This window comes from Endozoicomonas sp. SESOKO4 (genome assembly GCF_024606275.1).
The window spans coordinates 1-1,052 of sequence record NZ_JAHHPS010000629.1 but is presented as its reverse complement, the minus strand read 5'-3'; the positions used below and the strand labels follow the sequence as shown (position 1 = coordinate 1,052).

The 1,052-nt window shown below is 51.3% G+C and carries 1 protein-coding gene; it reads right to left on the bottom strand.

From position 1 onward, the window contains the following. Positions 1–95 precede the first annotated feature (95 nt). On the bottom strand, positions 96–1,052 hold a 957-nt coding region (locus KDK16_RS12305), incomplete at its 5' end, for a hypothetical protein (RefSeq protein ID WP_257276339.1).

The following is a 1,052-nucleotide window of genomic DNA, read 5'->3' as shown; positions in this document are numbered from 1 at the left end:
TAGATGGGCTGCGGATAAAACTCAAAAAGGGAGGCGGGTTGATAAGCCTCCCGGGTAAAGTTGAAGTCTTGTGTCTTCTCAGGAAAGTAAGCCACTTAACTCTCCGGTACGATCTCGGGTGTCACCGGGCCATGGGCCAGGGGGCGAGTGTAGGGCTTGGCTTTGAACTGAGCGGTGCCAATGGCTTGAACACTGTCATCAAACCACCAGGTGGGTTCGGTGCTGTCGCCTGTACCGGCCACTGTGCAGATATAGACATAGCCCTGGAAGTTGGCAGGACGGATTACTTGGCCCACTGTGTAGGTGGTGTTGGCTTTCCAGACTTCTCCACAGTCATCCATGGCCACCACAATCACGGCTCCTTCGTAGGGGCTGGTATCCAGAGAGTAACTGCCGCTGATGCTGTCGCTGAGCACACTGTTCAGAACGGCATGTTTTGTTTCCTGGCTGCCATCGACTTCCAGTTGCGCCTGTGTGATAGCAAAGACCCGGCGAGCTACTGGCAGATCGTCTTCTATCACGGTGCCCTGGATGCGGGTGGTGTTGCCATTTCCCGGGATGATGATGCCACCGGCGCTGCCTGAAGAAGAAGGCGGACTGTTGGCGTCGGTCCAGATGACGGTGGTATCTTTAGTGTTTTTCCACGTTAGCTCTGAACTAACGTTATTTCGGCTAGTGATGATTTTCAGTGGGTTGCTGCTGTCTTCAAAATCCCATCGCCAAACAGTCAACGTATCGTTATTAGACGAAGCGACAGGCGTCACTGAGGCGTTATAGGTATTGGTCAACGTTGCGTTGACGACAAACAGACCTTTGGCATTACCCAGATCAGTGCCGTCCCCTCCTAAAATAACCCGGCTGTATCGATTAAATGTATACATGGACGATCTTGCCCAGATGTTTTGAACGGTCTGGGTGACACCATTGATTTTAATGATGAGCTTTTCCTGGTCACTGTTTCTGGCAGGATTGAAGGTCACTGAAAGTTCAAACAATTCATCAAAGGGAATGCTTAACTCGCTATAGCCCCGGCATGCTACCTTGTTCGTATA